This is a genomic window from Flavobacterium sp. HJJ, assembly GCF_015351475.1.
GTDB lineage: Bacteria > Bacteroidota > Bacteroidia > Flavobacteriales > Flavobacteriaceae > Flavobacterium > Flavobacterium marginilacus.
In genome coordinates this window covers 1-22,694 of the sequence record NZ_JADKPR010000018.1, presented here as the reverse complement: position 1 = coordinate 22,694, position 22,694 = coordinate 1, and the positions used below count along the sequence as shown (strand labels likewise).

Sequence of the window (22,694 nt, the reverse complement as noted above, 5' to 3'; positions counted from 1 at the left end):
TCAAACTCAAAAATCTAGATAGGTTAAAATCAATAGGGATTATAAGATATTTTTTAAGTTGATAACTTAAAAGGATTCCAGCACCTCGAACGAGCTAAAATTGAGATTAATATTTTCCTAAATTCTACTAAACTAATTTTCAATGGCTAATTATAAAATATAAATTACAAACTGGCTTATAATCTTATTAACAGCTCTACTATCTTTACGTGTAGCAAAAATTGATTTCTATCCTGTACAAATCTTCTTAAAAATTACCGATTTATTTAAAAAATGTATCTTTGTCTAATATATAAGACTTATGCTCAAAGAAGAACGTTTCGGCAAAATTCTAGACATTCTGCAGAAAAACGGAAGAATACAGTACGATAGTGCGGCGTCTGCATTGAAAGTATCCGAAGATACCATCCGAAGAGATATCGAGGCTCTTCATAACAACGGACTACTTTCTAAAGTACGTGGAGGTGCAATCCCTATCACTAAGAATCCGCTCACATTTACAGACCGTGCAGCCTTTAAGACTGATAAAAAGGAGCTTATTGCACTCAAAGCCCAACAATTCATTTCTGACGGAGATTCTATCTTTATGGACGCAGGAACTACTAACTGCAGTATAGCTTCCAAACTCCCTGTTGATATAAATCTTACCATCATTACAAACAATATTGCCCTTGCACCGGTTCTCCATAACCATAAAAATGTAAAACTGGTAGTGCTTGGAGGTTATTATAATCCGCAAACGCAGGCAACCGAAGGAGCAAAAGCATGTGAGGAAATATCACGCTATGCAGCAGACACATACTTTTTGGGTACATGTGCTATTGACAACGAAATTGGAGTAACGGCAACTTTTATAGGAGATGCTGACGTAAAGACAGCAATGCATAAATATGCCCGAAAAACTGTTGCCCTGGCTATTGAAGGAAAACTAAATATGGCTGAAACCTATCGTATCTGCCCTATGAAAGAAGTTGCTGTTTTAATTACAGAACTGGCAAGTAGTGACCATAAACTTAATAATTATAGAAATAAAGAAACTAAAATAGTTTAGTCTCTATAAAAAAATTACCGCAACCTTTTGTGGCTGCGGTAATCAGGATTACTAACTTAACCTGCATTAACTCAAACTTCCAGCAAATTAAACCTTTACACGTATGCTTATCTGCATACGAGTTCTACAATATTCCCATCAGGATCAAGCACTACGCTTTCATAATATCCATCACCTGTTACTCTGGGTTCGCCTATTATTTCATATCCATCTTTGAACAGTTTATCTGTAAGATTATCAACATTTTCTCGACTTTCCAGATCAAATGCAAAATGTGTAAAACCGATTGATCGTTTCGTATAATCCTGCTTTAAGGATAAAACTTCTGGTCTTGTCATAATTTCTAGCCTCGCGCCGGATTCAAAACTTAGAAAGTAGGTTTCAAGCCCCGTTTTTGGGTTTATATATTTATCATTCGATGAAGCATCAAAATATCTGACATAGAATTCTCTTGTTTTCTCAAGATCCAATGTCCACAGTGCCAAATGGTCAATTCTCATAACTTTTTATCTATATAATTAGCAACATTTAAAAATTAAATTTTCACAAGTACAGATTAACTTTAAACCGTACCTTGTATATTCTGTTTGATATCTGTCAAATATTTTACTGCAAAGAGAACAGCGACCACAAAAAGAAGTCCTGCACAGATTCCAAGAGCTGTCACAAGAGAAGATGCGTGGGCAATAAATCCCACAGCAACAGGTCCCATCATCTGACCAGAATATCCCATTGTAGTGATTGCAGCAACCGCTGTAGCTGTTTTTATATTTTTTAGCCGTCCTGCTTCATTAAAAAATACAGGCACAATATTGGCAGCACCACAGCCTAGCATAAAAAAACCGGCAAGCGACAAAGAAAGAACTGGTGAAAAAAGCCCCAGCATAAGTCCTGCTCCGGCTACGGCTGCACCGATAGTGACTACTTTAACTGAATTATATTTCTCCACTATGCGATCTCCAAATAAACGCATACCAGCCATTGCTGTTGAAAAAAAGGCATAACCCAGTCCAGACCAGCTTTCATCTATACTCTTGTTTTCAAAAAGGAAAAGAGCGCTCCAATCCAGCATGGCACCTTCTACCATAAAAACAATAAAACAAAGCATTCCTAAAAAAAGCACCCCTCTCTGCAGCCAAGACCATTTCACTGACGCCCCGCTATTTGAAATTTTCACAGGGACTTCTGCCTGTTTTTCCATCTCTGCACTGAAAAGGTTTTTATACTGTAAAACTACTGTCAATACAACAAGCGACGAAAGGCATATTGCAGCATAAAGCGGTTGCAGCCCTGCTTTAATAAGAAGACCTAAACCAAGTGACCCAAAAAGTCCGCCCACGCTGAAAAGACCGTGCAGCGATGACATTATGGATCTGCCTGATAAGTTTTGAAGCTGAACACCGCAGGCATTCATTGCCACATCTATAGTTCCGATTCCTGCACCAAAGAGCAGCAAGACACCCCCCATAAAAAAAACTCCATCCAAAACTGCAAGCAGCGTCAGTGTTATCGCGATTATCGCAGCTGAAAAACCGATAATTACACGGTTCCCATATTTATGGCTCAGCATTCCGCATATCGGCATCATTGTAATTGCACCCGTTCCCAGCAATAATAGCAGCAGTCCAAGTCCTGCATCATCCAATCCCAGACGGATTTTTGCAAAAGGAACCATCGGAGCCCACCCCGATAAAGCTAGTCCGCACACAAAAAAAATGCTTCTTATAGCAGTTACTGCTTTTAATACTTTAATATCCATTTTTAACTATCTAAATTGCAAATATGTGCAATTTTGTAATATATCGCAAAAATACATATATTTTTAACATAAAATAAATTACATCTGGATTATAAAAAAAATGACTGTTTAAATAAACAGTCATTTTTTTATCTCACAAAAACCTTTTCGAGAGCCATTTTCGTACCGGGACATCGTAAAACTTCAGAGATAAGTACGAAATAATCAGACATAAGGCAAATACTAATGAAGCAGTACCAACCGAATCCTCCATAGTGATTTTATTTTTGTCAACCCATGCATAAAAAACATATAGTATTGGGAAATGAGTGATATATATTGGATAGGAAATATCTCCAAGTAATTTGCACAATCGTTGCGCAACGTCTCCTTTTACCCTACCATTTGCACCAATATAAACTATTACAGGAAATACAACTATGATTATCAATGAATCGTAAATACCATTCATCCACAAGGTTTCATGGTCGCCAACCCTTGGAAATGCCAATACCGCTACAAGCAATATACTGCTCATTAAAAAAGCTTTTGAACATTTGCCGCCGACAAAAGTTCTTCTTAACAATATTCCCCCTAAAAATGGAAAGGCAAGTCTGGTAAAACCAATTTTGAGCTGCGCAGGTTCCAGCGACCAGCCGCCTATAACATCACCGATAGGAGACATCACAGCAAGATGGATTAAAGCCGCTCCAGAGATAATGACCAAAATCCACATGATTGCATTGGAAAGTCTTCGAAGCACCAATGCATAGACAAGATTTGCAATATATTCGAAAAACAGCGACCAGGCAGGCCCATTTAAAGGATACATCTCTCCCCATCCTCTGATATCCAGCGAACCAGGAACAGGCATTAGAAACCATCCCAAAACCATTACCAGCAGCATTTTCCAAAACGGTGTTCCAGAAATTACGGGAAACATCTCAGAAATCCCGTAATAAAAACACACAGCCCCGATAGTCATACCCACCACTATCATTGGATGAAGCCTTATAAGCCTTCTTTTAAAAAAACCACTCAAGGTCATTCGGCCCCATCTGTCGTCGTAAGCGTACGCTATGACAAATCCGCTTAACAAGAAAAAGAAATCAACTGCAAGATATCCATGGTTTATAAGCTGTTTGGTATGGTCGCCTCCGGAAAAAACTTCCAGAATACGAAATAATACTACCAAGATAGCAGCTACTCCCCTCAGTCCATCAAGAATTTCAAAATGTTTTTTTGAATCTGAAAAAACAGATCCGTCTGCAATCTTAGTCATTAGTAAAGTTTTATGGTTAAATGCGTTTTAATTACTCTGTGTTTAAAATTTAGCGATAAAGTGTAAAAATGATATTACTCTAATAAAGAAAGTAAATTTGCTTCTCATTGATATCGTATTTTGCGAATATATGCAAATTAGCAAAATAAAGCAATTTTATGTTTTTAGAGTTTTTTATTCTGATTACGGATGACGCAGCAAATTTTAAGTGAGTAATTTTTTGTCACAGAAATTTACAGCATTTTGTCCCGCAGATTTTTCCACAGCCAAATAGAGACAATCGAAGATAATTGACGCCACTTTTTTTCTATACCAAACAATACTTGATACCTTTTTCCATAAAATTTAATGTTGACTATTTTAATTAATAAATATGTGAGAACATTTTATTAGAAATTATTCGGGAAATCAAGTAGATTTTTACTTCAATCCCCAACAGGATATCTAAACCAAATTTATAAAGTCAATTAAACACAAATACTACGCATGGTAAGCCAATTTCTTCAAATCATCCAAAAAAGATGTTGAAATTTGTCCAGTCGAGGTCACTCTACGGGACAAAAGATAAAAATGATCTTTTGTCCCGTTTTTTTTTACCCCGTAACTCATTATTAATCAAACAGATTAATTGATCTCATTTTATTCACTCTAGCGGTTTGTATTTTATTTTTACGAATTGTGAAATTTTCGGAGTAAACCAAACCAATTAGGCTTCTCACATCAGACAAATTTCTATTGATGTACATTTCATTTAGCTTTATTAGATTGTCACCCCCTTTTTTATCAATAAGCTTTCAATACTATACTTGTCTTTAAAAATCGATTATAATTCCCTCTCTAGGTTTGTAATTCGTAAGCTATAGCCTTCCCTGATGAGTTTATAATCAACGGCTTCGATCTTAGATGTTAAAAGCATTTTTTTTATTCTTCTAAAAAAGACAAAAGTGCAAATTGATAATCACTAATGCAACGTGATAATACCCAGCAGATACTTTAAAATAACTTTGCAGTATAATTGATAACAAAATTAAATACAATGAAAAATCAACTTCCTACGGCTAAAGTTTATTTAGTCAAAGATACAGGACTGGTAAAAGTGCATTCTTTGGTTTCTCCTGGTCCTCTGTTTGCCAACGCAACTCATATTATTGAACTTCCTAATGAATTAATTCTGGTTGATGGACAATTCTTTGCTCAATACGGGCAGGAATTCAGAAATCTGGCAGACAGTTTGAAAAAACCAATTACGAGATTCTACGTTACACATGATCATCCGGATCATTATTTAGGAATGGGTGATGCTTTTGCAGATGCTGCAGTCTATGCATTACCGGAAATCATAGATTCACTGGCAGAACATGGGCCAAAAGAGTTAGCTGAAAAACAGCATCATATGAACGATTTAATTGCCCGCAGACTTTCTCTCCCTACTCAAATTGTACAGCCAGGCGAAGAAATCATCGATGGTGTGAAATTTATTTTTGAACGTGTACTTAATACCGAAAGCCCGACAACTTTGGTTATCAAACTTCCTGAACTACAAATTGCTATTGTACAGGATATCCTTTACCATAATACACATGCTTTTATTACGGGTTCTCTTGACGGATGGAAAACAGCTATAACAGCGCTTCGTGAAGATGTCGCGTATGATATTTATCTGCCTGGACACGGAAAACCAGCTGATAAATCGGATCTGGACAATGCACTGGCTTATCTTGAAAAAATTGAAGCGATACTAATTAATACAAACAATAGCGAGCTGTACAAAAATGAAGTTCTTGCCACTTATCCTAACTATGCAGGAGCTAAACTAATTGATATTTATATCCCAATTTTATTCAAAATAAATTCAAAATAAATTCAAAATAAATTCAAAATAAATTCTATAAATTTAAAATTAATGAAAATGAAATATTTCAAAATAACAGCATTGGTATTTTTAACCGGGCTAACTGCTGTAACAGCACAGAATTTACCAAAAGCAAGCGTTATTCAATCGGTCAAAACAAAAAAAATATCGATCTATACTGTTGTAGCACCGCCCGAGATGTTTACTAACACGACACATGTAATAGAATTGCCTCATGAATTAATCGTAGTTGACGGTCAGTTTTTTGCTCCGTATGCACAAGAGGTTAAAAAATTAACAGACAGTCTTCACAAACCCATTACACGATTTTATATCTCACATGATCATCCGGATCATTACCTTGGTTTTGGAGATGCTTTTCCAAATGTTCCTGTGTATGCTTTGGAAGAAACAAAAGAGGGTATTGAAAAATCCGGACAGCAGGTATTAGAGCAGCGACAAAAACAGTTCGGTCCTATCATTGCAAAATCACTAAACAGACCAACTCATGTACAAAAAACAGGAAAAGAAGTTATTGATGGTGTAACTTTTATATTTGAAGAATCATTGAACAATGAAGATGCAGCATCGCTTGTAATTAAAATTCCTGAGATAAAAGCAAACATTCTACAAGACATTGTTTACAATAAAACGCATTTATTTATTTCTGGAAATACCGAAGGCTGGCGCAAAGCAATTAAAAAAGAAGAAAGCGAAAAGAAATATACTTTAATTCTGCCCGGACATGGTAAACCAACAGATCCGAGTATATTTCAGACTGATTTAAAATATCTTGATTTTGTAGATAAAACACTTGAATCATCTAAATCTAAAGAAGAATACAAAGCAAAACTATTGGCTGAATATCCCGATTATGGCGGAGATCACCTGATTGACATCTACCTTACTTATTATTTAAAATGGGACTGGAATAAAAAATAATATGACTATCAGTGACTAATACCAAGCAAATCGAATTAGCCACAGTTTAAAAATATTTACACAGATTTTTAAAAAAAACAGTAATGAAATCTATGAGAATCTGTGTAATCAGCGGCAAAAAAAATGCATGGTATTATTTGCGGACAGTCATATAAAATAATACTAAAAAAACGGTCTGCAGCAGACCGTTTTTTATAACTTCGTATAGTCGCAAGCTATACATTAAATATCATCTTAACCAAGGAAAAAATATGAATAAATTTCTTTTAATAGCAGCGTGTACACTATTTTCTATGTATTCAAAAGCACAGGATTCTAAGCCTTTTGCACAGCCGGAAAGCGTCAATTCTGATGAAAAATATTTGTATGTAACCAATATAGGAGTCAATCCTGATCCGGGTGCCGCCGACGGCGATGGTTTTATCAGTAAAGCAGATCGTAACGGAAAAGTTATTCTGAAAAGTATAACAAATTAAAAGCTAAATTCCCCTAAAGGAACTGCTGTTATTAATAACATTTTATATATCGCAGATTTAGAGCGAATTGTTGGGATTGATTTAGCAACCGGAAAAAAAGTAAAGGAAATCAGCCTTGCCAGCCACCATACTGCTTTTACTAATGATCTTACGATAAAAAACAACAATACTTTATTTGTTTCAGCAACCGATACAGGCGACATTTTAGAAGTAAATTTAAAAACAGGAAAAACTGTAAAAGCTGCTAATTTTAAAGGTGTTAACGGAATTTTTTATGATAAAAAATCAAATCGTTTATATGTCTGCAGTTTCATATTTGAAGACCCAAAAGCAGGACAGATTTCTGAAATAAAATGGATTAAAGACAAAGCCGTTTACACCAGAATCGGTAATTTTGGCGGTTCTTTTGATGGTTTATGGCTGCTTGATAAAAACACGCTTTTAGTTTCTAACTGGGCAGCATTAGATCACCCGGCAGGTTATCTTGAAACAATCAATTTAAAAACCAAAACTTCAAAAAAACTCGATTTACCACTTATGCACGGACCAGCTGATTTTTATGTTGATACAACTCATAAACAAATTTTCATTCCAGTTGTGATGGAAGGAAAATTGGTAATCAAAAGCTATTAATAAATAGTAAAAACCAAGAAAATAAACCATGCTGAAAGTTCAATTTGAAAAAAATAAATACGGTTCAGAATTATTACTGGACTGTGTTGATTTGTCTGATATTCTGGATCAGGGCATTGCTGTAAAAGAGATGCATGTTACGACCTTTTATGAAATTTTCTTTTTTATGGAAGGCAGCAGTTCGATAAACTTAGAAGGGAAACATATTGATATTGAGGCTCCATGCATACTTTTTCTGCGTCCAGCACAGCCACGCCAATGGGAATTATCTGATGTAAAAAAATGCATGGTGATTTTTTTTGAAGGCGCTTTTATGGAAACATTTTTAAAAGATCATCTTTTTCTTCATAGATTGTATTATTTTCTTGGTGGTACATTTCCTGTAATACTTCCTCAAGACCAAAAGGTATTATCAATTTTTGAAAATTTACTGCATTCGGTAAAACAGGAAATTGACAATCTTAAAAACGACAGCCATCAGCTTCTTCGGGCATATTTATATCAAATCCTGATTCTTCTAAACCGATATTATACAGCGCATTATGACTTAAAAGGTAACTTATATGAAAATCTAAACATGCTGCAATTTAGAGAAATGCTCAAACAAAATATTAAAGAAAAACAAACTGTAAAAGAATATGCCGCGCTCCTGAATATGAATCGAAATCGTCTTAATCATCTTTGCAATGAAATATTTGCCAAGGATGCCAGCGATATTATTAAAAATGAGCTTGTAGAATCCTGCAAATACTATCTGCTTACGACAGATAAAACAATTACCGAAATTAGTTACGATCACAATTTTTCGGCTCCTTCTAATTTTGTCCGGTTTTTTAAATCTATGACGACGATTTCTCCGGCTGCTTATCGAACAGAATTTATCAAGGATTAAATAATAAAAAAAAATTAGAACATATTTATTCTTTGCTACAAAAGCTGAGACAGTTTAAAAGATTATGAATCTGAATGAGCTGAAAATGTGTCCTAAGTCGAGAGATTTCGAATAGCTGTTATCTTAATTAATAAAATTCTTTCAGTAATTGTTTTACTTAAGAAAGTATCAATTCTGGTAACTTCGGCAAACTTTCCATTTGGTAACCCAAAAAAACCTCCTTCAATGCATACAAATATTTTTTCTCGCTTTATTTTTTTCTGATTAACATTTAGAGCCTTTTTAAGTTTTATTTATTGGCTCTCTTATGACGATTTTTGGCTACAACTTCGTTAATTTTTTATACAATAGCTCTGCTATTTTATAAAAATTTGGCTAGTTTCACTCAAAAATAAAATTTAAACAGGCTCTTAAAAAAACATAATGTTTTTAATCTGAATCTGTTTTTTTTCAAGATTAAGGTCAACTCTTTATACTATACAAACTGAAGCTCAAACTTTCTTTCGCAAGTGAAACTGTGTTCGTTTTAAAGTTCATACTTTGTATTTTCCATTAAAAGGGAAACTGTTTTTGTACTGCTTGGAAGCTGGATTTCTTAAAGCATATCATAATTAATTTACTTCTTTAAATTTCTTTAACTATAGAGACAAAGCTCAAGAAGAAGCCTAAATATATTCAAAAAAGAGAATTGTGCGTTCAAAATTAATGAGTTAATATTTCGAACCATAACTTATAAATACTTTATCTTCAATTAATTAAACATATTGTACTAAATGAAATATTTTAATATTATGCAGAAAAAGGAAGCCGTTTAATTGTTAAATAATTACGGTTTTACCACAATAGAGATTTTGTGAGAACTGATACATTTGTAAAAAAACAATTACTGTTTTTAAGATTTGCAGTAAACATTTTACATTTATTTGAAACATGAAAAAACTCCAGTTTATAATTTTTATATCCTTTATTTTTATTACTTTTTTTTCATGCACAGAAAGAAAAACGATTAAGAAATTACCTGAAAAAATGTCTATCAGTACGCTGATTCATCAAAATGCTGGAAATAATCCTATTTTATTATTTATTAAAAATGATGAATGTGATGCTTGCAAAATTTTTTACGATTACATCAATTCAAATTTTGAAGCGTTGGTTCTCCCTAAATTACCAGAAGATACGCAGGTTTATCAAATTAACATAAATGATTTTAATAGTGAAAACATGTGGCTGTTTCATGTACTCGAAGGTTATTCTTTTCCTACGGTTCTCTATTTAGATAAAAACAATAAAATATATCCTGAAAGAATTTTATACATAAAAAAAATGCTTCAAGGAAGTTTGAACAGTTCCAATCAATATTTCAAGATGCAGCAAAACCTTGTTAACAAATTATAAATTATTAGCGACTTTATTTACTCATTAAAAGATAAAAAAATGAAACAATACAATTATTTGATCTTATTTTTCATCGGCATTTTTCTGTTATTTTCTGTTACATTAAAAGCGCAAGTCGTTGTTGATGGCGATGTCAGTGAGTGGGGTGGTAAAGAAAAAATGCAATACGATAACGAAAATAATTTGTTTTATGCTTTTAAAAAAGACAATCAGTTTCTTTATGTATCGATATTAAAAAACAAAAATGCTTCCAAATTTGATGGAGGCGGTGTACAGGTTTTTTTCTCCCAGAAAAAAGCCGACACTACAGGTTTGCAAGTAGTATTTGCCAATAAAATTAAGAATCCAGATACTAATAAATCTCAAAAATATACTCATGATTTTTTTTCGGTAAGAAATCTAAATGGTGTAGTAAGCCAGCAATTACCAACCAACAATGAAACAGGTATTTTGGTAGAATGGAAAGTTACAGATATTGAATATTTCGTAGTAAGAAATTCAGTGCTGGATGAGAAAGCTACGCCAGCCAATCCAAATATTTTTACAGCCGAAATACAAATTCCTTTAGAGTATTTACAAAAATACAATTTAGATAAAACCATTCATTTCGGAATTGCATTACGCGGTCTTTCTTACGCTTTTAATATTGGACCTGTCGCTATGAATAACGGTCCAAAAACCGTCAGCCAAACTGAGTTTTGGGATCAAATGACACCAACATCCTTTTTTGGATCTATTGATTTAAAAACATTATAAGTGTTGATTCTTCATACATAATCAATTGCATAAGTCCGAATTATCTAATAATATCTTAATACGTAACCTTAAAAAATGTTAATATGAAAAAAACCGTGTTTTCTCTTTTATTATTTATTGGTGTAACAGCTTCTTCAGTAGCACAGTACACACCTCATAGCTGGACATTAAGAATACATACTTCATTAATCCCAGGAGGATATTATTCTGCGGATGCTTGCAATGGATATGAATCTGATGGCGGTATATTGCCAAATCAGTCAGATCCATTTTCATTCTATATCTGTAACAATATTGATTACACAACGAATGTGATGGGATGTCCTCTATCCCTAATTTTTAATCCTAAAGAACTAGCTTGTGATTATCCAATGAACGTTGATAAGTCTTACTTCCCTAATTTTCCCTGGGAAGATTATAATATGTAAGTTCATTAAAAAAAACTATTATGAAACATATTGTAGCAGGTTTTTTTATCTATTAATATATATTCCAAATAAAATTAAATTTTGATAAAGCAATTTTTCAAGTCTTTTACTAAAATAACTTCGCATTTAAGTCTGCTTTTTACAGCAATTAGTTTTCTACTTATTAGTGGAAATTTAATTGCTCAAACAACACCATCCGCTGTACGAAATGTAACAGGCATACTCCGTGATTCTTTAAGCAAGCCTATAAGTGGTGCCGATATTCGATTGGTTTCGGCAAAAGACACATTAAAAGTGACCACTAATGTTTACGGTTTTTTTGGCTTTAATAATGTTCATTCTGCTGATTTCCTTATAAGTGTAAAAGCATTAGGTCATCAGTCGTTTAATCGAAAGTACTTTAATAACGATACCAAAAAACTCATTAATCTGCCTCCTATTCGATTGGGAATAAAAGAAGAGCAGCTGGAAAATGTTATCATTACCCGAATGAAAGGCCCAACGATTAAAGGAGATACAACAGAGTTTTGGGCTAAAGATTATATTGTTAGGGATTTTGCAAGGCTTGAAGATTTATTAAAACGAATGGAAGGCATACGAATTGATCCTAACGGAACGGTATTTTATAATGATGAAGTGGTTGTAAAAGCACTTTTTAACGGTGTGAACTATTTTAGCGGATCGGTTAAAGAAGCGATGAAAGAACTGCCGGCAGATATTATAGAACGTATTCAAATTATTGATATGGACGAATCTGGTAATATCGCCAAAATGCAGAAAACAGACAAATCGTCCAAAGTATTAAACATTGTAACCAAAGCCGATAAATCTGCAGGTAGAATGCTGAATTTTACGGGAGAATCAGGTTCTGAGTCTCGAACGCGTATAGCTTCAGGAGTAAAGAATATTGATCAATCCAATCAATTTTCGGCAAATGGAAACTATCAGGAAGAACCTTTAGGTATACGGAGTACGAGAGTTCCTGGTTCACTGGCGAAACAAAATTTAAATTTAAATCAGACTAATGATTCTAATGTATCTGACGGGCAGTTAAAAAATATGAATGCTGGAATTGCTAAAAATTTTAATTTAAAAAAAATTAACTTTTTTAGCGACTTAAGTTTTTCTCGTTCTATAAATAATAATTCAACAAGATCAATCGGTGAAAATTATTATAAAGAGGGCAGCTTGTATAAAGAAACAGTTAGAACTGCTGTTTCTGAAAATAATAGTTTAAATTTTAATAACAATTTCAACTCTAATTTTAAAGATGGAAGCGGTTTTATGGGTTCCCTAAATGTAAATGTTGCTGCAAATGACGCCAATTTGTCCAATCAAAGTATTCAATCTGGATTAATTGACAATTTTGAGGAGACAAATTCTGCCTCCAATTTCAAAAAATTAAACTACAATTTCAATACGCAATATAATAATAACATTGGCCAAAATTTAGTCTTAAATTTTTCGGTAAGGAGCAGCTATACTACTAATAAAACAAAACACAATTCTATTACAAACATTTACAAAGACACCATAAATACAGTTGCTGCAGATAGTACATTGAATCAGTTTAAAGATATTAAAAGCAGGAACTTTGTAAATTCGGTTAGAAATGAATTAAACTGGAAATACAATAAACAGTTAAGATTTAAAGCAAGCCTTGAATTTCAAAGTAATGCTAATTTAAATGATACCGACACTTCAATTGCTGAAGAAGGATCTATTAGTTATGATCCAAAATTGAGTTATTTTCAAAAAGAGGTAACGTATCATATCCCTATTTCCTTTAAAACAGAATATAAACTACAAAATGGTCTGACGATAGCTCCAACTTTTGGAGTGAGAAATAATTGGATAAAAGGAGAAATTGGTCTCGAAAAAAATAAAGTAAACCGCCATGATTTGCTGCCCGAAACTGGATTTAATATTTCATATAATACTCCTAAGTTTGGTTTACTAAATATTACTGTTTCTCAAAATTTTAAACAGCCTTCTTTAAATGCATTAAACCCCATACCAAATAATGCAATTGCATACCAGACCACTATAGGAAATCTGGATTTAAAAAATGCAGAAATACTTAATTATAACATTACGTACACCAAATTTTTTAAAAAGCTTCAGTTTAATACCTCAATAATGTTTTTATCTACCGCTTCTAAAAACGGTATCGGGGCTGTAACCAGTACTGTTGTAGACCAAGAGAAAAACACACTTACGACGATCAATACTTTTGCTAATATTGACGGCCAGAAATCTACTATGCTGAATTTCAACTTGGGTAAAAGTTTAGCTGTATTTGACTCAAACTTTCAGCTGAATGGTTCAATTAGACAGTCTAATAATCCCTATTTTTTAAATGAAGCACTCGAAATGCGAAAATCAATATCGCAAAACTGGAAAGCTAATTTTTTATTTAATCCTAAAAAATGGCTGGAAATCAATACAGAATTGGAATATATTTCTCAAGTAGATCATAATTCAGCATCTCCAGTTAAAACATTCAATCAATTGTTTAATGCTAATGCGAATATAAGTCTGTATTTTCTTAAAACCTGGAGCATGAATTTTTATTTACAGCAAAATCTAAATCAGACTTCAAATAGTGATAAAAAAATGACGCCATTTGTTTTTAATATGAATATTGAAAAACGCATTTTTAAGCAGCAAAACGGAATTATCAGTTTTGTTATAATGGATTTGATAAAACAAAATTATTTAATCAATTACAATAGTACCGATAACGGATATCAACAAAACTTTACCAATAAAAACAGTAATTATTTCATGCTTCAATTTTCCTGGCAGCCACAAAAATGGGGAAAAAGCCAGTTTGATAACGGAAAAGGAAGAAAAGGCAATGGCAGCTTTAAATAAAAAAAGGAGTGAAATATTAATCTGCTAATTTAAAACTAACTTAGGCTGTCGATTTTTAATCTGTTAAATAATATTTCTAAAAGGCTTTAATCTTATACTAAACCTTCTTCTCTAATTTTATCTAGTAATAATTCATCGGTTTTAACATTAAAAAACTCTTTTATTCTGCTTTTCCGTTTTTCTATAGCGCTTAATGACAAAGGAATAAATTTCACCATGTTTTTTGTCCTCACACCCTGAGAAAGACTCTGCAGAATTTTGAGATCTAGTTCATCTACGAAATAAGCTTGCTTATCTGCTGTACTTTTTAAAGCTGCTGCAGTAAGACTATAAAACGAAATTCCGGTAAGAACAATATCTAATGCCTGCAGAATGATCTCGGGCGTGACATCTTTTTTAATTAATAGACCATTAAAGGAAATACTCTTTAAAATAGAAAACAGCTTTGGTTTATTTTCGGATATTTCCAATATAATTTTGGTCTTTGGGAACTTGCTTCTTATTAAAACAGTTAGTCTCTCTGCTGAAATATGCAGATTATCATTTGAAGAAGATAATTCAAAATCAATAAAAACGACATCAAAATTACTGCTGTTTAAAATTATCAGAGCTTCACCATAAGATGTGACAATGTGCGAGTTTATTTCATAATAAATATTCTCGAAAAAAATTCTTTTGTAAGCCTCTGTAATGATTGGATGATCATCAATTATTAAAACGTTTAACGCCTTTTTCAAAAATTTTGTTAAATTAGAATGAATGTATAGTATCTTGATAATTATATATTAAGTATCAAAAAAGCTATTTATCCCCTACTTAAATAAGTGATTTTTTATTTATCTTTATATAATTTCCCTAAATCTAACAAACATTGACACAGCAAGAATTAAAATCAGTAATACAAAAACATTACAGTTATATTTTCGAAGAAGCTCTCATTGATGAAATTGCATCGGTGGCAGTAACAAAAAAATTTAAAGAAGGGGATATTTTAATAGAAATAGGAAATACTATTTTTAAAATGCCATTGTTACTGGAAGGTGCCATTAAAATTTTGAGGGAAGCTCCAGATCAGGGAGAGTTATTTCTATATTTTTTAGAAAAAGGAGATACCTGTGCCATGTCTATGGCCTGCTGCATGGGAAAAACCAAAAGCGAAATCAGGGCTGTTGCCGAAACAGACGGCATCGTACTTATGTTACCTGTAGAAAAAATGGAAGAATGGCTGGGTAAATACAAAAGCTGGCGAAGCTTTGTTTTTGACAGCTATACTAACCGTATGAAAGAGATGCTTAATGCGATTGATACTCTTGCTTTTATGAATATGAACGAGCGTTTGATCAAACATCTGAATGAAAAAGCAAAAGTAAACCAAACAAACATCATGCAAATTACTCATCAGGAAATTGCTGATGAACTCAATACTTCACGCGTGGTTATTTCAAGATTGCTGAAGGTGCTTGAAGACGAAGGAAAAATAAAACTCAACCGAAATATTATAGAATTATTGTAAAATTTTAATTCACAAACAAATTATCTATTTTGTAGTAAAAGTCCCTTTTTGGGACTTTTTAAATTTTATGGGTTCCCTATGTAACTATTGTTACAAACTACCTTTTCCTGCTCTCTTACTTTTGCTTCAAATTAATGAAACAACAGTAACGATGAAAAATAAAAATATATTTACTCTCTTCGGGCTCTTAGCCTTATCATGGACCGCTTTTGGTCAGGATACTTTGCGTATTTCAAAAAAAGACCTGATTCAGAGAATGTCCGAAAAAAATCTTCAAATCAAAATTGCTGAAAAAAATTATGAGTCGGCTATGGCCGATTATCATCAGTCAAACTCCTTGTTTCTTCCCAATGTAAATGTGTCGCATACCGCTATGCTGACTACAAATCCGCTGATGGCTTTTGGTTCAAAATTAAATCAGGCCATTGTCAGTACTGAAGATTTTAATCCGGCAGTCTTAAATCATCCTTCACGGACTAAAAATTTTGCCACCAAAATCGAAGTGCAGCAGCCATTAATCAATCTTGACGGTTTATACGGGCGTCAGGCAGCAAAATCAAAAATGGATGCTTTTGCTTTGCAAACCGAACGTACCAAAGAATATCTGGAACTCGAAGTAAACAAAGCGTTTATGCAGTTGCAACTGGCTTACAAAGCGGTTAGAGTTTTGCAAAAGGCCGAAAGCACAGGCAAAGCCAATCTTAAATTGGTTGAAAACTATTTTAAGCAGGGAATGTTGCAGAAAACTGATTTATTGAACGTGCAGGTTCGTGTAAACGAAATCAGTAATCAGCTGCAGTATGCCAAATCAAATGTTCAAAATGCTTCGGATTATTTGGGTTTTCTTTTAAATGATGAACAATCCAAAAAAGTTTACAAACCGACAGAAGAATTTGAAAGTGAATTTTCGGTTATCAGTGTAAATACAGTTTTACCAACAAACAGAAAAGATATTCAGGCTATGGATAAATCCTCTGAAGCTTATCAAAAAATGGTAACATCCGGTAAAATGAATTTACTTCCAAGACTGAATGCTTTTGGAAGTTATGAAATGTACGATGACAATTTATTTGGGACTAGTGCCAAAGGATATTTGGTTGGAGCACAATTATCATGGAATGTTTTTGACGGTTACAAATCCATAGGAAAATTAGAAAAAGCAAAGGCAGACTACAACAAAGCTCAAACAGAAACCGAGCAGTATAAAGCCAAAAATCAGATGGAGCTAAACCAAGCAGTCCGTCAGCTTTCGGATGCAGAAAACAATGTAAAACTCACTCAACTGGCTTTTGAACAAGCGCAGGAAGCCTACAAAATCAGAAGCAATCGTTTTGCTCAGGGATTAGAAAAAACAACCGATTTACTGCAATCCGAAACCTTGCAGTCTCAAAAGGAATTAGAAAACCTACAAGCCATTTTTGAATATCGATTCACACAAGAATATATTCAATTTTTAACCAAATAAAAAGCCAATATCAATGACAATTACAAAAATTAATATCAATTTTAAAAATAGTATAATGAAGAACTTCTTTTTAAAATCAACACTAACGATTTCGCTTTTGGTTTTGCTGTCTTCCTGCAACGGAGAGAAAAAAGACGTTATTGCTAACGAACCTGCAATTGCAGTAAAAGTAAGCGGCACGGACACAAAAAACAACAGCCCATTTATAACGGCAAGCGGAAAAATTGAAGCCCAAAACAGTGCTAACCTAAGCACCCGTATGATGGGATATGTGACCAAGCTTCATGTAAAAGTTGGTCAAAAAGTAACTGTTGGACAGCTTTTGGTGAGCATCAACAATACCGATTTACAAGCCAAAAAAGCCCAAGTAGATGCCAACATCCTCCAGGCAACTGCGGGGTACAACAATGCCAAGAAAGACTACGACCGCTTTACGGTTCTATATAAACAACAAAGCGCTTCGCAAAAAGAATTGGATGATATGACTGCCCGTTATGAAATGGCAAAAGCCGGATTAGAAGGTGCCAAACAAATGCGTAACGAAGTAATGGCACAGTTTGCTTACTCCAATATCACGGCACCATTTTCGGGAGTTGTGACGAATACTTTTGTAAAAGAAGGAGATATGGCAAATCCGGGAATGCCTTTAGTAAGTGTTGAAGGAGATTCAAAACTACAAGTAACCGCGATGGTAGCCGAAAGCGACATTGCATCGATAACAAGCGGAATGCTGGTGAAAGTTTTGGTAAAATCTACAAACAAAACACTGAACGGAAAAGTGAGTGAAGTGAGTTTGTCAGCCAAAAATACCGGAGGTCAATATTTGGTAAAAATTAATTTGGAAGGAGCTGATAAAACAGTTTTATCAGGAATGTTCGCAAACATCCAATTTCCGGTAACCAATAAAAATAGCACGACACAAACATCCGATAAAGTCTTGATACCTCAATCAGCCTTGATTCATCAAGGACAATTGACAGGGGTTTATACTGTGGGTGCAGGAAATGTTGCGATTTTGAGATGGCTTCGAATCGGGAAGATTTTTGGTAATGAAGCAGAAGTATTATCAGGGCTTTCGGCAGGAGAGCAATACATCGTTTCGGCCGATGGAAAATTGTATAACGGAGCTAAAATCAGTATTCAGTAAACAGTAATTAGTAGCAGTTTTAAGTTTAGTTGAACAGCAATTTTAAACTTTTAAACCATAAACTTTAAACAAAAAAAATATGCAAGAAGGAATTTCAGGCAGAATAGCCCATTTTTTTATCAACTCAAAATTAACTGTCTTATTGATGGCAGCGTTGATGATTATTGGGGTTTACAGTTCGTTTCTGATCCCAAGGGAGGAAGAACCGCAAATTAACGTTCCTATGGCCGACATCATGGTAGGCTATCCGGGAGCAAGTCCGGCAGAAGTAGAAAGCCGAGTAGTGAAACCATTGGAAAAAATAATCTCGAACATCAAAGGGGTTGAACACGTCCACAGTATGGCCATGAACGGTCAGGCCATGATGATTGTCCAATTTTATGTGGGACAGGATGTTGAGCGTTCGTATGTGAAATTATACGACGAATTGGCAAAACATGAAAATATGTTCCCAATCGGCGTTTATAAACCAATGGTAAAAACCCGTTCTATTGACGATGTACCCATGTTGGCACTGACCTTATGGAGCGAAAAACAGGATGAATTTCAGTTACGCCAAATTGCCGAAGAATTGACCTCGGAAATAGAGAAAGTTAAGGACGTGGCGATTACCAAAGAAATCGGAGGACAAAACCGCGAAGTAAAAGTGATTTTGGATAAAGATAAAATGGCTGAAAACGGTGTGGATCCTTTGAGCATTATGCAAATGATCCAAGCCAATAACGGGAGTTCGCAATCCGGAAGTTTTGTGCAAAACGATCAGGAGTATTTGTTAACGACAGGCCAATTTTTGTCAAATACAGAAGATGTAGAAAATCTTGTGGTGGGGGTAAACAAAAACATGCCGGTTTATCTGAAACAAGTAGCAACTGTTCAGGACGGACCATCAACACCTAAAAGTTATGTGTCTTTCGGATATGGAAAAACCAATGAAAAATTCAAAACTGCAAAATCCGAATATCCAGCTGTCACGATTTCTATTGGTAAAGTAAAAGGTGCCGATGCAATGAAGATTTCAGCCAAAATTTTGGACAAAGTAGAACAGCTTAAAAAATCATTAGTTCCGAATGATGTTCATGTAGAAGTAACCCGAAATTACGGAGAAACCGCATCTGATAAAGTAGGCGAACTGTTGATGCACCTTGGAATTGCGATTATTGCCGTGACCGTTTTGGTTATGCTGGCCATGGGATGGCGAGGCGGTTTGGTTGTTTTTCTTTCAGTGCCTCTGACTTTTGCATTGACCTTATTTGCCTACTATCTGCTTGGATATACCCTAAACCGAATCACCCTTTTTGCCCTGGTGTTTGTAGTGGGAATTGTTGTTGACGACAGCATTATTATTGCTGAGAACATGCACCGTCATTTCAAAATGAAGCGGCTGCCGTTTAAGCAAGCGGCCATTTATGCCATCAATGAGGTAGGTAACCCAACTATCTTGGCAACATTTACTGTAATTGCTGCAATTTTGCCAATGGCATTCGTGTCTGGAATGATGGGGCCTTACATGAGTCCAATGCCAATCGGGGCTTCCATAGCGATGATACTTTCTTTGTTCGTTGCATTGACTGTGACGCCATATTTAGGATATCATTTTCTTCAAGAAACCCATAACAATCACAATTTTTCTTCAAATAAAATTAAAAAGTGGGTTCCTGACGACCAAAATTTAAATAACATTTCGGAAGAAAAAGAAGAACAGGAGCACAAAGAAACTCACGGTCTTGAAACGAGCTGGATATACCGTTTTTACAACAAATTCGAGCGTCCGTTTCTTGAAAACTCAGGAAAAAGAAAGATATTGATGGTTGTAACGGTGATTTTATTATTGGGTTCCATACTAATGTTCTTTACCAAATCGGTATTGGTAAAAATGCTGCCATTTGACAACAAAAATGAATTTCAGGTGGTTATCGATATGCCGGAGGGAACTACGTTGGAACGTACTTCGGCGGTAACAAGGGAAATTGCACACTATTTGTCAACACGTCCCGAAGTGGTAAATTACCAAAACTACATCGGAACTTCTGCTCCAATTACCTTCAACGGATTGGTTCGCCATTATGATATGCGTGGTGGAAGCAATATGGCCGATATTCAGGTGAATTTATTGCACAAAGAAGAAAGAGAAGCACAGAGCCACGAAATTGCCAAAGGAATGCGTCCTGAAATTCAGAAGATTGCCAAAAAATATGGCGCAAATGTAAAACTGATTGAAGTGCCTCCGGGGCCACCGGTATTGTCAACTTTGGTAGCCGAGATTTATGGGCCTGATTACAAAGAGCAGATTAAAGTGGCGGATCAGGTGAAAACTATTTTGAAAAACACTCCCGATATCGTGGATGTTGACTGGATGACCGAAGACAACCAAACCGAATACAAATTGGAAGTTGACAAGGAAAAAGCAATGTTAAACGGTATTGCTCCTCAGCAAGTAGTTGGTAACCTTACTTATTTGCTAAAAGAATATCCGGTTTCGAATCTGTATGACGAAAAATCAAATGATAATGTAGCAATCGTCCTTTCGCTTGACGATAAAGACAAAACCAACCTTCAGGAAATTGAAAACCTGAAAATCAAAGGAAATCAAGGAAATATGGTTCCGGTCAGTGATTTGGTAAAAGTAAAAAATGACACTTTACAGAAAACCATCTATCGTAAAGACCAAAAACGTGTAGTTTACGTAACGGCCGATATGGCAGGAACATTGGAAAGCCCTGTTTATGCAATTTTGGGAATGAACGAAAGACTTGCCAAAATAACTTTGCCAAAAGGCTATAAAATGAATGAATTATATATGGAACAACCCACCGATGAAAGTGATTTTACGGTAAAATGGGATGGTGAATGGCAAATTACACTCGAAGTATTCCGCGATTTGGGCGTTGCATTCATGGTGGTTATCGTCATCATATACATGTTGATTGTGGGATGGTTTCAAAACTTTAAAACGCCAATAGTGATGATGCTTGCCATTCCGCTGTCACTTATCGGAATCGTCTTGGGACATTGGTTATTGGGAGCTTACTTTACGGCAACATCTTTCATCGGGATGATTGCTTTGGCTGGAGTTATGGTTCGAAATTCGGTGTTGCTCATTGACTTCATTGAAATTAGGCTCAACGAGGGTATTAATCTCAAACAAGCCATTATCGAGGCGGGTGCGGTGCGTACCACTCCTATCCTATTGACTACCGGAGCAGTTGTAATTGGTGCATCGATTATACTTTTTGATCCTATTTTTCAAGGATTGGCAATTTCACTAGTGTTTGGAGCTATTATTTCAACTATACTAACGCTAATTGTAGTGCCAATAATTTATTACATCACAGAACGCAAAAAGTGGGAGAAAGAATAAATATTTTTCGGGGCTTGAAAGTCTAAACTTGAAATTCAAGTCCTGATTTTTTTAAAATTTAAAATGATTAAAAATGAAATTAGTACTAATAACCGCCATAACTGCTTTTGATTCTGAGGTTAAAGCAATACTTAAGAAAATAAAAGTAAACACATTTACTTATAAAGAAGTAAAAGGACATAAGAATTTGACCGAATCAGAAGAAATCGAAAACAACTGGTTTGCAGGTGAGGCTGTAGAAACCGACTCAACCCTGTTCTATGCTTTTGTACCAAGCCAACAAATGGAAACTGTTTTTGAAGAAGTAGAAAAACTGAATTCCAAGCAGGATATTGCTTCAAAAATCCACATAGCTGTATTAAACATCGAAAAAATAAATTAAATATGAAATGAGCATGACTTGGAATTGGTTTAAAACACCAATGAAGATATGCGGCTCGAGTCCCGATGATTATCGGGACGAACAGGCGAAGCAATTACACATTACCAATAAAAAAACAAATATTATTTACATATGAAAAATAGAATTATCAGAGCCGTTGCGGGGAGTTTTATCTTGTTGAGTTTACTTCTGGCTATTTATGTCAACCAAAATTTTCTTTGGTTTACCGCATTTGTAGGAGCTAATTTATTGCAATCATCAATAACCAAATGGTGTTTACTCGAAGATATCCTTAGCAAACTTGGCATCAAAGACTAATCCATTTTAGATTTTTGTTTCCTAAATTTTCAACAGAAATTAGCTCTCTTATTTTTTTAAATAGCTTTTTATTTGAAAAAAAATTAAAATATATAATGATAAACTAAACCACTCTACACTGAAAGTTTAGAGGTCTAGTTCTACGAGAAACTGGAAGTCTGCAAGGTTGAATTCCGAAAATTTATGAAA

19 protein-coding genes are annotated in these 22,694 nt (G+C 34.4%); 15 read left to right on the top strand and 4 right to left on the bottom strand.

Annotation, left to right across the window (positions count from 1 at the left end):
* Positions 1 to 301: 301 nt before the first annotated feature.
* The gene (locus IRZ80_RS14340; RefSeq protein WP_194642263.1) at positions 302 to 1,051 is read left to right on the top strand and encodes a DeoR/GlpR family DNA-binding transcription regulator; all 750 of its coding nucleotides are present in this window, start codon (positions 302 to 304) and stop codon (positions 1,049 to 1,051) included.
* Positions 1,052 to 1,158: 107 nt separating this feature from the next.
* On the opposite strand, the gene IRZ80_RS14335 is transcribed toward IRZ80_RS14340, so the two are convergent.
* From IRZ80_RS14335 to IRZ80_RS14325, 3 genes are all read right to left on the bottom strand, one after another.
* Complete coding sequence (locus tag IRZ80_RS14335; RefSeq protein ID WP_194642262.1) at positions 1,159 to 1,551, bottom strand: VOC family protein; 393 nt, start codon at positions 1,549 to 1,551, stop codon at positions 1,159 to 1,161.
* Between the two features lie 62 nt (positions 1,552 to 1,613).
* Entirely contained in the window at positions 1,614 to 2,810 is a 1,197-nt protein-coding gene (locus tag IRZ80_RS14330) for an MFS transporter (protein WP_194642261.1), read from the bottom strand.
* A 133-nt stretch (positions 2,811 to 2,943) separates the two neighbouring features.
* Positions 2,944 to 4,071 (bottom strand): acyltransferase family protein, encoded by a 1,128-nt coding sequence (locus IRZ80_RS14325; RefSeq protein ID WP_194642260.1) that lies wholly within the window; start codon positions 4,069 to 4,071, stop codon positions 2,944 to 2,946.
* A gap of 1,036 nt (positions 4,072 to 5,107) precedes the next feature.
* Between IRZ80_RS14325 and IRZ80_RS14320 the strand changes: the two genes are divergently transcribed.
* From IRZ80_RS14320 to IRZ80_RS14285, 8 genes are all read left to right on the top strand, one after another.
* The gene (locus IRZ80_RS14320) at positions 5,108 to 5,932 is read left to right on the top strand and encodes an MBL fold metallo-hydrolase (protein WP_194642259.1); all 825 of its coding nucleotides are present in this window, start codon (positions 5,108 to 5,110) and stop codon (positions 5,930 to 5,932) included.
* A gap of 48 nt (positions 5,933 to 5,980) precedes the next feature.
* Entirely contained in the window at positions 5,981 to 6,865 is an 885-nt protein-coding gene (locus IRZ80_RS14315) for a hypothetical protein (RefSeq protein WP_194642258.1), read from the top strand.
* Between the two features lie 251 nt (positions 6,866 to 7,116).
* Positions 7,117 to 7,341 (top strand): hypothetical protein, encoded by a 225-nt coding sequence (locus IRZ80_RS14310; RefSeq protein WP_194642257.1) that lies wholly within the window; start codon positions 7,117 to 7,119, stop codon positions 7,339 to 7,341.
* Positions 7,342 to 8,002: 661 nt separating this feature from the next.
* Positions 8,003 to 8,866, top strand: coding sequence for a helix-turn-helix domain-containing protein (locus IRZ80_RS14305; RefSeq protein WP_194642256.1), 864 nt, complete (start codon positions 8,003 to 8,005; stop codon positions 8,864 to 8,866).
* A gap of 1,026 nt (positions 8,867 to 9,892) precedes the next feature.
* On the top strand, positions 9,893 to 10,261 hold the full coding sequence (locus IRZ80_RS14300) for a hypothetical protein (protein WP_194642255.1): 369 nt from the start codon (positions 9,893 to 9,895) through the stop codon (positions 10,259 to 10,261).
* 39 nt (positions 10,262 to 10,300) lie between these two features.
* The gene (locus IRZ80_RS14295) at positions 10,301 to 11,017 is read left to right on the top strand and encodes a hypothetical protein (RefSeq protein WP_194642254.1); all 717 of its coding nucleotides are present in this window, start codon (positions 10,301 to 10,303) and stop codon (positions 11,015 to 11,017) included.
* 83 nt (positions 11,018 to 11,100) lie between these two features.
* The gene (locus IRZ80_RS14290) at positions 11,101 to 11,445 is read left to right on the top strand and encodes a chitin binding peritrophin-A domain-containing protein (RefSeq protein WP_194642253.1); all 345 of its coding nucleotides are present in this window, start codon (positions 11,101 to 11,103) and stop codon (positions 11,443 to 11,445) included.
* A gap of 81 nt (positions 11,446 to 11,526) precedes the next feature.
* A complete protein-coding gene (locus IRZ80_RS14285) occupies positions 11,527 to 14,322 on the top strand; it encodes a TonB-dependent receptor (RefSeq protein ID WP_194642252.1) in 2,796 nt (931 codons plus the stop codon).
* Between the two features lie 92 nt (positions 14,323 to 14,414).
* On the opposite strand, the gene IRZ80_RS14280 is transcribed toward IRZ80_RS14285, so the two are convergent.
* Positions 14,415 to 15,059, bottom strand: coding sequence for a response regulator transcription factor (locus tag IRZ80_RS14280; protein WP_194642251.1), 645 nt, complete (start codon positions 15,057 to 15,059; stop codon positions 14,415 to 14,417).
* A 134-nt stretch (positions 15,060 to 15,193) separates the two neighbouring features.
* Between IRZ80_RS14280 and IRZ80_RS14275 the strand changes: the two genes are divergently transcribed.
* The 6 genes from IRZ80_RS14275 (at position 15,194) to IRZ80_RS14250 (ending at position 22,505) form a co-directional block, all read left to right on the top strand.
* The gene (locus IRZ80_RS14275) at positions 15,194 to 15,835 is read left to right on the top strand and encodes a Crp/Fnr family transcriptional regulator (protein ID WP_194642250.1); all 642 of its coding nucleotides are present in this window, start codon (positions 15,194 to 15,196) and stop codon (positions 15,833 to 15,835) included.
* A gap of 151 nt (positions 15,836 to 15,986) precedes the next feature.
* Complete coding sequence (locus IRZ80_RS14270; protein WP_194642249.1) at positions 15,987 to 17,300, top strand: TolC family protein; 1,314 nt, start codon at positions 15,987 to 15,989, stop codon at positions 17,298 to 17,300.
* A gap of 55 nt (positions 17,301 to 17,355) precedes the next feature.
* Positions 17,356 to 18,447 carry an efflux RND transporter periplasmic adaptor subunit gene (locus tag IRZ80_RS14265; protein ID WP_194642248.1) on the top strand — a complete coding sequence of 364 codons (1,092 nt, stop codon included), beginning with the start codon at positions 17,356 to 17,358 and terminating at the stop codon, positions 18,445 to 18,447.
* A gap of 79 nt (positions 18,448 to 18,526) precedes the next feature.
* Entirely contained in the window at positions 18,527 to 21,805 is a 3,279-nt protein-coding gene (locus IRZ80_RS14260; RefSeq protein ID WP_194642247.1) for an efflux RND transporter permease subunit, read from the top strand.
* Positions 21,806 to 21,878: 73 nt separating this feature from the next.
* Positions 21,879 to 22,187 (top strand): hypothetical protein, encoded by a 309-nt coding sequence (locus IRZ80_RS14255; protein WP_194642246.1) that lies wholly within the window; start codon positions 21,879 to 21,881, stop codon positions 22,185 to 22,187.
* A 132-nt stretch (positions 22,188 to 22,319) separates the two neighbouring features.
* Positions 22,320 to 22,505, top strand: a complete 186-nt coding sequence (locus IRZ80_RS14250; RefSeq protein ID WP_194642245.1) for a DUF2892 domain-containing protein — start codon at positions 22,320 to 22,322, stop codon at positions 22,503 to 22,505.
* Positions 22,506 to 22,694: the final 189 nt, after the last annotated feature.

Coding starts and splice junctions, on each gene's coding strand:
- IRZ80_RS14340 (WP_194642263.1), top strand. CDS start 302: ATGCTCAAAGAAGAACGTTTCGGCAAAATTCTAGACATTCTGCAGAAA.
- IRZ80_RS14335 (WP_194642262.1), bottom strand. CDS start 1,551: ATGAGAATTGACCATTTGGCACTGTGGACATTGGATCTTGAGAAAACA.
- IRZ80_RS14330 (WP_194642261.1), bottom strand. CDS start 2,810: ATGGATATTAAAGTATTAAAAGCAGTAACTGCTATAAGAAGCATTTTT.
- IRZ80_RS14325 (WP_194642260.1), bottom strand. CDS start 4,071: ATGACTAAGATTGCAGACGGATCTGTTTTTTCAGATTCAAAAAAACAT.
- IRZ80_RS14320 (WP_194642259.1), top strand. CDS start 5,108: ATGAAAAATCAACTTCCTACGGCTAAAGTTTATTTAGTCAAAGATACA.
- IRZ80_RS14315 (WP_194642258.1), top strand. CDS start 5,981: ATGAAATATTTCAAAATAACAGCATTGGTATTTTTAACCGGGCTAACT.
- IRZ80_RS14310 (WP_194642257.1), top strand. CDS start 7,117: ATGAATAAATTTCTTTTAATAGCAGCGTGTACACTATTTTCTATGTAT.
- IRZ80_RS14305 (WP_194642256.1), top strand. CDS start 8,003: ATGCTGAAAGTTCAATTTGAAAAAAATAAATACGGTTCAGAATTATTA.
- IRZ80_RS14300 (WP_194642255.1), top strand. CDS start 9,893: ATGTCTATCAGTACGCTGATTCATCAAAATGCTGGAAATAATCCTATT.
- IRZ80_RS14295 (WP_194642254.1), top strand. CDS start 10,301: ATGAAACAATACAATTATTTGATCTTATTTTTCATCGGCATTTTTCTG.
- IRZ80_RS14290 (WP_194642253.1), top strand. CDS start 11,101: ATGAAAAAAACCGTGTTTTCTCTTTTATTATTTATTGGTGTAACAGCT.
- IRZ80_RS14270 (WP_194642249.1), top strand. CDS start 15,987: ATGAAAAATAAAAATATATTTACTCTCTTCGGGCTCTTAGCCTTATCA.
- IRZ80_RS14265 (WP_194642248.1), top strand. CDS start 17,356: ATGAAGAACTTCTTTTTAAAATCAACACTAACGATTTCGCTTTTGGTT.
- IRZ80_RS14260 (WP_194642247.1), top strand. CDS start 18,527: ATGCAAGAAGGAATTTCAGGCAGAATAGCCCATTTTTTTATCAACTCA.
- IRZ80_RS14255 (WP_194642246.1), top strand. CDS start 21,879: ATGAAATTAGTACTAATAACCGCCATAACTGCTTTTGATTCTGAGGTT.
- IRZ80_RS14250 (WP_194642245.1), top strand. CDS start 22,320: ATGAAAAATAGAATTATCAGAGCCGTTGCGGGGAGTTTTATCTTGTTG.